The sequence below is a fragment of the Actinomadura sp. DC4 genome, assembly GCF_030406325.1.
In the GTDB taxonomy this organism is placed as follows: domain Bacteria; phylum Actinomycetota; class Actinomycetes; order Streptosporangiales; family Streptosporangiaceae; genus Actinoallomurus.
The window spans coordinates 86,075-93,017 of the sequence record NZ_JAUEQY010000011.1 but is presented as its reverse complement, the minus strand read 5'-3'; the positions used below and the strand labels follow the sequence as shown (position 1 = coordinate 93,017).

At 67.0% G+C, this 6,943-nt stretch carries 7 protein-coding genes; all 7 read right to left on the bottom strand.

Annotated elements, in window-relative coordinates; translation table 11 throughout:
• Positions 1–16: 16 nt before the first annotated feature.
• The gene (locus QWU11_RS19685; protein ID WP_290115241.1) at positions 17–379 is read right to left on the bottom strand and encodes a hypothetical protein; all 363 of its coding nucleotides are present in this window, start codon (positions 377–379) and stop codon (positions 17–19) included.
• A complete protein-coding gene (locus QWU11_RS19680; RefSeq protein ID WP_290115239.1) occupies positions 372–854 on the bottom strand; it encodes a YbaB/EbfC family nucleoid-associated protein in 483 nt (160 codons plus the stop codon). Before QWU11_RS19680 ends, QWU11_RS19685 begins: the two co-directional genes overlap by 8 nt.
• A gap of 42 nt (positions 855–896) precedes the next feature.
• Positions 897–3,983, bottom strand: a complete 3,087-nt coding sequence (locus QWU11_RS19675; protein WP_290115237.1) for an AAWKG family protein — start codon at positions 3,981–3,983, stop codon at positions 897–899.
• Between the two features lie 54 nt (positions 3,984–4,037).
• A complete protein-coding gene (locus QWU11_RS19670) occupies positions 4,038–4,493 on the bottom strand; it encodes a type VII secretion system-associated protein (protein ID WP_290115230.1) in 456 nt (151 codons plus the stop codon).
• A gap of 113 nt (positions 4,494–4,606) precedes the next feature.
• Entirely contained in the window at positions 4,607–4,927 is a 321-nt protein-coding gene (locus QWU11_RS19665; protein ID WP_290115228.1) for a WXG100 family type VII secretion target, read from the bottom strand.
• A 62-nt stretch (positions 4,928–4,989) separates the two neighbouring features.
• The gene (locus QWU11_RS19660) at positions 4,990–5,331 is read right to left on the bottom strand and encodes a hypothetical protein (RefSeq protein WP_290115226.1); all 342 of its coding nucleotides are present in this window, start codon (positions 5,329–5,331) and stop codon (positions 4,990–4,992) included.
• 111 nt (positions 5,332–5,442) lie between these two features.
• On the bottom strand, positions 5,443–6,930 hold the full coding sequence (gene eccB, locus QWU11_RS19655; RefSeq protein ID WP_290115224.1) for a type VII secretion protein EccB: 1,488 nt from the start codon (positions 6,928–6,930) through the stop codon (positions 5,443–5,445).
• Positions 6,931–6,943: the final 13 nt, after the last annotated feature.

Sequence of the window (6,943 nt, the reverse complement as noted above, 5' to 3'; positions counted from 1 at the left end):
GATCGATCACCCCCGTCTACTTGCCGTGCACGCCGCCCTTCCCCGGCAGCCCCTCACCCTGGTACACCCCGAACTCACTGATGGCGCCGATGGCGTCCGTCTGCGCCTTGCCGACCTTCGCCTGCTGCGACCTGAGCATGAGCGGAACCGCGTCGGTGACCTGGCCGAACGCCAGGACCCCTTCGTGGATCTGCGTCGTCTGGTTGAAGAGCTGGCGTCCGGCGGCACGGCCGAACTCGTCGTGGCCGAGGATCTCCGAGGCGTTGTCGAAGCTGTCGAGGAATTGATCACCGAAACCGATGATCAGCTTGCTCAGATCGTCGATCTTGGCCACGGCCGCGTTGGCGCGGGCCGGGTCGGCGCGGAACTTCTCAGACATCGTTACCGTCCTCCACGATCTCGTCGTGCAGTTTCGCGGCCGGCCGGCCGCGATTGGTCTCACGTGGCGCGGCCGCCCGGCCGCCCCGTCCGCCGGCCTTCAGCGCCGACCCGAAGATCTGCTCCCAGTCGGGGGTGTAGCCGGGCACGTCCTCGCCGCCCCGGCCGGCCGAGCTGATCGCCGAGAAGGTGTCCTTGACCCGCCGGGCCATCACCGCCCGCCCCTTCCCCGCGGCCTCGACGATGGCGGCCGAGAGCTGCGCCGGCTCCATCGTCCGGAACTTCTCGTCGAGGAACTTCACCCGCTTCAGCTCGCCCTGCGGACCGACGGTCACCTCGACGGAACGGTCCTTGGACCGTACGGTCGTGGACGCCTCACCGAGCTCGGCTCGCGCCCGGGCCACCGCGGCCTTGGTCGACTCGAGACGCGCCCGCGCCTCGGCGACACGCGCGTCCATCTCTTCGTTCAGATCCATCTCCGCTGCCCTCTCCCTCGTACCGCGTGACCGCCGGGTCCGTCATCCGATGACGGCCGGCGAACCGCCCTCGTCGGTACCCCAGACGTCCTCCTCCTCAGGCGCCCACGCCTCGCGTTCGCGTTCGCCGCTCTCCGTCTGCTCACGCTCGGCTCCCCCGTACGGGTCGTAGCCGGCGGCGGTGGGCGTACGCCGGCCCGCCGCGGTCTCTCTCTCGTACTCCGCGGCGCGGCGGCTCCGGCGGCCGAGCGACCCGCCGTCCGTGGTGACGATCTCGTCGTCGTCATAGACCTGACGGACGCGCTCGCCGCCGCCGCCCTTCTCACCGCCCATGCCGCCGCCCATGCCGCCCATCGGCATACCGCCGCCGCCCATGGGCATACCGCCGGTCGTCGGGGTGCCCGCCGGCGGCATTCCGCCGGTCGTGGTGCCGTCCATGTAGGTGCCCGGCGGGAGGTAGTTCCCGGCGGGGCTGGCCACGCTTCCGGGTATCTGCGCGCCGCCGGGCAGCGAGGCCGAGCCCAGCGATCCCTCGTACGGCAGGTCGTGCAGCTCGGGCTCATAGAGCGAGCCGGCGCCGTTGCCCGTGTACGGGATGTGCGGCAGGGTGGCGCCCCCGCCGAGGTTCGTGGTGATCGTCTGCCCGTCCGGCTCGTGCGTGGTCGCCATACCCGTCTGCGGGTTGACCGTGGTCGTGCTGCCGTCCGGGAAGTGCGTCGTGAGGGTGCCGTCGCCGTTGACCGTCGTGGTGCTGCCGTCGGGGTTCGTGAACGAGTGCCCGGAGTCGATGTGGTGGGCGCTGACGCTTCCGTCGGGGAGGGTCAGCGTCTCCTGACCCGTGTGCGGGTCGAAGGTCGTCGAGCTGCCGTCGCTGAAGTCGGTGGTGACCGACCCGTCGGGGTTGACGTGCGTCTGACTGCCCATCTGGTTGTTCGCCAGGTTCTCCAGCTGATGCTGGAACTGGTCCTGCTGGTGCTGAAGCTGCTGCTCGTACTGCTGCTGCGAGCTGCCGTTGCCGCCACCGCCGCCCGAGAGCTGCTGCTGGTACTGCTTCTCGGCCTGGTCCTGCTGCTGCTTCTGGTCCTCGTACTGCTTCTCGGCCTGGTCCTGCTGCTTCTGCTGCAGCTCCTCCTGCTTCTTCTCCTGCGCCTCCTGGTCCTTTTTCTGCTGCTGGTACTGCTTCTCGGCCTGGTCCTGCTGCTGCTTCTGGTAGTCGGACTGCGTCTGCTGCTGCTGGGCGTACTGCTTCTGCGCCTGCTCCTCCTGTTTCTTCTGCTGCTCTTCCTGCTTCTTCTCCTGCTCCTCTTGGTGCTTCTGCTGCTCCTCGTACTGCTTCTGGGCCTGGTCCTGCTGCTTCTGCTGCAGGTCCTCCTGTTTCTTCTCCTGCTCCTCCTGCTTCTTCTCCTGCTCCTTCTGCAGGGCCGCCTGCGTGGCCATCTGCTCCTGGTACTGCTGCTTGGCCTCTTCTTCCTGTTTCTTCTGCTGCTCTTCCTGCTTCTTCTCCTGCTCCTCCTGCTCCTTTTTCTGCTCCTGGTACTGCTGTTGCTGCTGCGCCTGCTGCTGTGCGTACTGCTCCTCTTGCTTCTTCTGCTGCTCCTCCTGTTTCTTCTCCTGTTCCTCCTGCTGCTTCTCGGCCTTGTCCTCCATCTCCTTCTGGTGCTCTTTCTGCTCCTCTTGCTCCTTCTCTGCCTTGTCCTCCATTTCCTTCTGGTGCGCGAGGTCCTCCTCCCGCTGCTTCTCTGCCTTGTCCTCCATCTCCTTCTGGTGCGCGAGGTCCTCCTCCCGCTGCTTCTCCGCCTTGTCCTCCATCTCCTTCTCGTGCTGTGCCGCGGCCGCCGCGGCCGCGTCCGCCTTGTCCTGTTCGGCGGCTGCCTTGTCCGCCTGGTAGTCGGACTGGAGGCTGATACTCGGAGTGGTCAGCTTCTGCAATATCTTGCTGACGTCGACCCAGGAGTTGTGCGCGTCGATGAGCGCGTTGTGGCCGGCCTTGCCCAGCTTGTCGTCCACGCCCTTCTGCCAGCGTTTGACCGCCTCGGCACCGATGGCGTGCCAGGTGTCCATGCTGTTCAGGTCGCCGAAGACGTTGTTGTTCTTGTCGTGGGCGCCGGTCCGGAACCCGTCGTACTCCACCTTGTTCTCGCTGTAACTGCTGTACTCGGAGTAATAGAAGTGGGTACGGACCTTCGTAATATTGTTGTACCAAATGTCGTCCGTCACTTCGAGCAGGACGTCGTGCAGCACCCGCAGGGGATTGCTCGAAATCGAGTTCACCCAGGTGGTCCACGTCCCGTGCAGGGTCGACAACGCGTTGTACACGGCCGTTTTGACCTGCCGCAGATCCTCCCCCGCCTGAGAGGCGCCGTTCGTGGTCGGGAGAGTGTCGCTGTAGTTCTGGTAGATGACCCCGAGCTGATGGACGATGTCCCAGAACACGCCGGCCGCCTGGCCCCGCCACGCCGCGGCCTCGCTGCCGAGTTCGTCCTCCCAGCCCTGGATCGTCGTCCTGCTGGTGTGGAAGAACGTCGCCGCCCGGTCGAACGCGTTGGCGACGCGGTCGAACCCCGTGAGGTCGACCGCGAACTCGTCCGCGACCTGCACGTCGTCCCAGTTGAACCGCCACGTGGAGTACGGGTCGTTGAGGAGCGCCTCCAGGGCCATGCCGCCGCCGTAGCTGTAGCGGGCCAGCGGCCGGGAGTCCCAGCCGGCGAAGTTGTCGCCCATGAGGTGGCTGCCGTGCTCGGTGAACTGCGCTCCGTAGTTCCACCCGCCGCCTGGAGCGTCGGCGCTTCCGGTGGTGCCCAGGAGGGTGATGCGGGCCCTGCGCATCGTCACCACTGAGCCGACGCTCGTGTCACCGCTGTAGAAGGGCACGACGAAGTCGGTGTTCTGGACGCGCCAGCCGGAGTTCTGCATGCGCCACTGGCCGAGGTCGTTGATGGCCGCGAGTTCCGCGTCCGACGGCTCGACGTCGTAGTCGTCGATCTCCAGCTTCATCAGCGGAATCTTGTTGTTTCCCAGGAGGCTGGGGTCGAACAGGTTCTCACGCTTCGGCGGCTCGTAGCCGGTGAGCTTGGATATGGCGTCCCACCAGTCGTCGCCCGACGAGTTCGCACCAGTGTCGTTCGCCATGTCGCACTCCAGGAAAAAATACTGATGAAGCGGGGGCCAGAGGCTGCTTGGGGGTTAGGAGTTGGAGCCGCCGGTTCCTGTGAAGTCACCGGGCACGGTGCCCAGACCGTCCAGGAAGATCTTCCCGTCGATCTTCTCCAGTGAATCGTGCTGGCCGGTCATGAGCTTGGTGATCGTGTTGTTCAGGTTCGTGTGCAGGTCGCTGAAGAGCTTGATCTGCTTGACGTACACGTCGGAGATGGACGTCGCGGAGTCGTTGATGCCGCTGACGAGGACGTCGCCGCCCCAGTCCTTGTCGATCGCGAGGTGGCCGATCGGCAGCGGCCGCTGCTTCTGGAAGATCGGCCTGTCGTCGGCGTTGATGTGGCCCTTGCCCAGGAGGTTGTCCATCGTCACGCCGTACTGGTCGTCATCGTTCGCGACGTGCTTCAGGGACTTCTCGAAGGGGGCGATCTGGTTGTCCACGAAAGCCTGCAGTCCGGCCTTGTCCATCTTCAGCGGGTCAGCCATTGATTCACGCTCCTCGGTCTGGTCGGCGTCGGCACGCTCACGTCCGCGTACCGGTCATGACGGTCGGCACGACCTCCGGCCGCCGCGGCTGAGGCGGCCGGAGGCACAGAAGATCAACCGATGCGGACTTCGGACCACATCTGGCTGAGGTTGTTCTCGTTGTACTTGTAGCTGCCGGAGATCTCGTCCAGAAGCTGCGAGTGGCTGGTGAGCATGTTCTCCATCGCCTTGATGGCGTTGTCCCATGCCTGCTGCTTCTTGTCGTAGGTCTGGGCGTCCTCACCGACCCAGGTCTTCTTCAGCTCGGAGAGCTCCATCTCCATGTTGGAGATCGTCTGCGCGATGGCCTTGGTCTGGGAGACCAGGTCGTCGGCGGCGTTGTTCATGTGCGAGTAGTCGACGTAGATGTAGCCGTCGGTGAAGTCCTCGCTCATCGGTGTCCTCGTTTCACGTCAGCGGAATGCGCTTGTCGTCAGCCGGATGAAAGGGGGCGTGCTCAGCCGTGCAGGGCGTCGAAGACGGACTGCGACTGGCTGTACGCCTGGTTGATCTGGTCGTTGCTCGACCCCTGCTGCTGATGCTGCGAGGTGAGGGTCTGGTTCAGCTTGTCGATCATGTCCCGCAGGTTCGTGAGAATGACGTCGGCCTGCTGTTCCCAGTTGTTGACGAGGTCACCGAACAACTTCCCGTCCGAGCCCTTGTAGCCGGAGGCGAGGTTGTACCGCGTGGACTCGACGTCCTGCCGGATCTTCGTGATGCCGGTGAACGCCTGTTCGAGGGCGTTGACGCCGTTCTTGGTCGCCGATACTTGCGACTGTTGCATTCCGCTGGCTGCCACCGTTCGCCTTCCTCTCTGGTTCAGTGCACGGGAACGGGGGCAGGACGGGGAGCGCTCTCCGGGCCGGCTCGTTCCACCATCCGATTCTTCGCCCCATGCTCTCTTTCTTCTCTACGGGGTTTGACTTGTCGTGGACTTGTCACCGCCTTGCCTGGGACCGCCGCACGGCTCCGTCGTCGCCGGGGAGGTCCCCGACTCCGCGGCCGCCGAGCTCAGCTCCGGGCCGGACGGCACCATCGCGAGCAGCGGTGACGGCAGCGCCACCGCCTCTCCTGCCGAGTAACCGAGCGCCACGAGGTCGCTGGAGGTGGCCACGCGGAACTTGGTGCCCGTGTCGGTCACCAGATAGGTGGTGGCGGCGCCCGTGCCGCCGTCGGCCGCCAGCGCGCGTACGAGCGTGCCGCCGCCCGGCGGGACGGTGATCCGTTCCACCGGAACGCAGGCGGTGGCGGTGGGCGCCTGGGCGACCAGACCGAGCGAGGCTCGGGTCGCCAGCACCACGCTCACCCGGGGACCCGTGCCGCCCGGCGCGATCCGTACGCAGGCATCCTCGCCCACCCCGCGGTCCACCAGCCGGGGCGGCGTCTCCGGCATCGCGCTCACGGATGACGCCTGGTCCGCCGGGGCGAGGTGCTGGTTCAACGCGTCGGGCGCCAGCGGGACCGCGCTCGTGCTCCGCCCCCCGTACGCGAGGCGGCGGACCTGAGCGTCGGCGAGCAGCATGTCGGCGACCGTCGCACTGACCTCGGTCAGGCCGTTCTGGCGGAGCTGGTAGTAGCGCGGATCGGAACCGATCACGCCGACGCGGAAGACCTGCCCGACCCGGCTCGCGTGCCCGTCGAGGACCGGCCCGGCGGTGCCCATGCCGGGGATGGCGGGCGCGGTCAGGTCCGGACCGGCGGGCAGCGCGTCGAGGAACGCCGCCGAGACCGGAGCCGGGAGCCGCCCCGCGTACCCGAGAGCGGACATCGCGCCGCCCTTCTGGTTCAGCCGCAGTCGGCTGCCCTGCCACACGAGGTACACGGCGGAGTCGGGTCCGATGACGAGCATCCCCTCGCCCGCCGTCAGCGGGGAGTCCTCGGCGCCGCTCACCCCCACCGCGAGCGTGGTGATGGGCGCGTTGGTCCCGGTGTCACCGGTGCCGGAGCACACCGCCCAGGGATTCTGGCTGAGGTCCCCCGGCGACGGCAGGGCGTCGGGCGCGCCGATGATGCCGACCGGCTGCCCGTGCGGCGCGCCGTTCAGCGACTTCGTGCGCACCTTGCGCGTCTTCATCTTGGTGCCGCCGATCAGGCGGGCCGACGCGTAGTTGCGGACCGGACGCAGCCGGCCGTCCACGTAGAGGTACGAGGCGCCGGTGTCCTGGTCGACGATCAGACTCTGGGAGTCGCGCCAGGAGTTGGACTTGCCCGGGGATATCAGCCCCCAGACGAACGCCGCGGCGCACAGCAGCACCGCGACGACGATTCCGGCGACCGTGCCGCGGTTCGTCCGGCCCTGCGGGCTCTCCGGTGCGTCCGGGTCGGCCCGGAGCATCCCGGAGGTGATCCGGCCCATGACGAACAGGTGGGCCTGGACCTGGTCACGACGTGACTGCATCGTCTCCTGCCCC

Excerpts from the sequence above, each read along its gene's own strand:
- QWU11_RS19675 (WP_290115237.1), bottom strand. The coding sequence starts at position 3,983 with ATGGCGAACGACACTGGTGCGAACTCGTCGGGCGACGACTGGTGGGAC.
- QWU11_RS19665 (WP_290115228.1), bottom strand. The coding sequence starts at position 4,927 with ATGAGCGAGGACTTCACCGACGGCTACATCTACGTCGACTACTCGCAC.
- QWU11_RS19670 (WP_290115230.1), bottom strand. The coding sequence starts at position 4,493 with ATGGCTGACCCGCTGAAGATGGACAAGGCCGGACTGCAGGCTTTCGTG.
- eccB (WP_290115224.1), bottom strand. The coding sequence starts at position 6,930 with ATGCAGTCACGTCGTGACCAGGTCCAGGCCCACCTGTTCGTCATGGGC.
- QWU11_RS19680 (WP_290115239.1), bottom strand. The coding sequence starts at position 854 with ATGGATCTGAACGAAGAGATGGACGCGCGTGTCGCCGAGGCGCGGGCG.
- QWU11_RS19685 (WP_290115241.1), bottom strand. The coding sequence starts at position 379 with ATGTCTGAGAAGTTCCGCGCCGACCCGGCCCGCGCCAACGCGGCCGTG.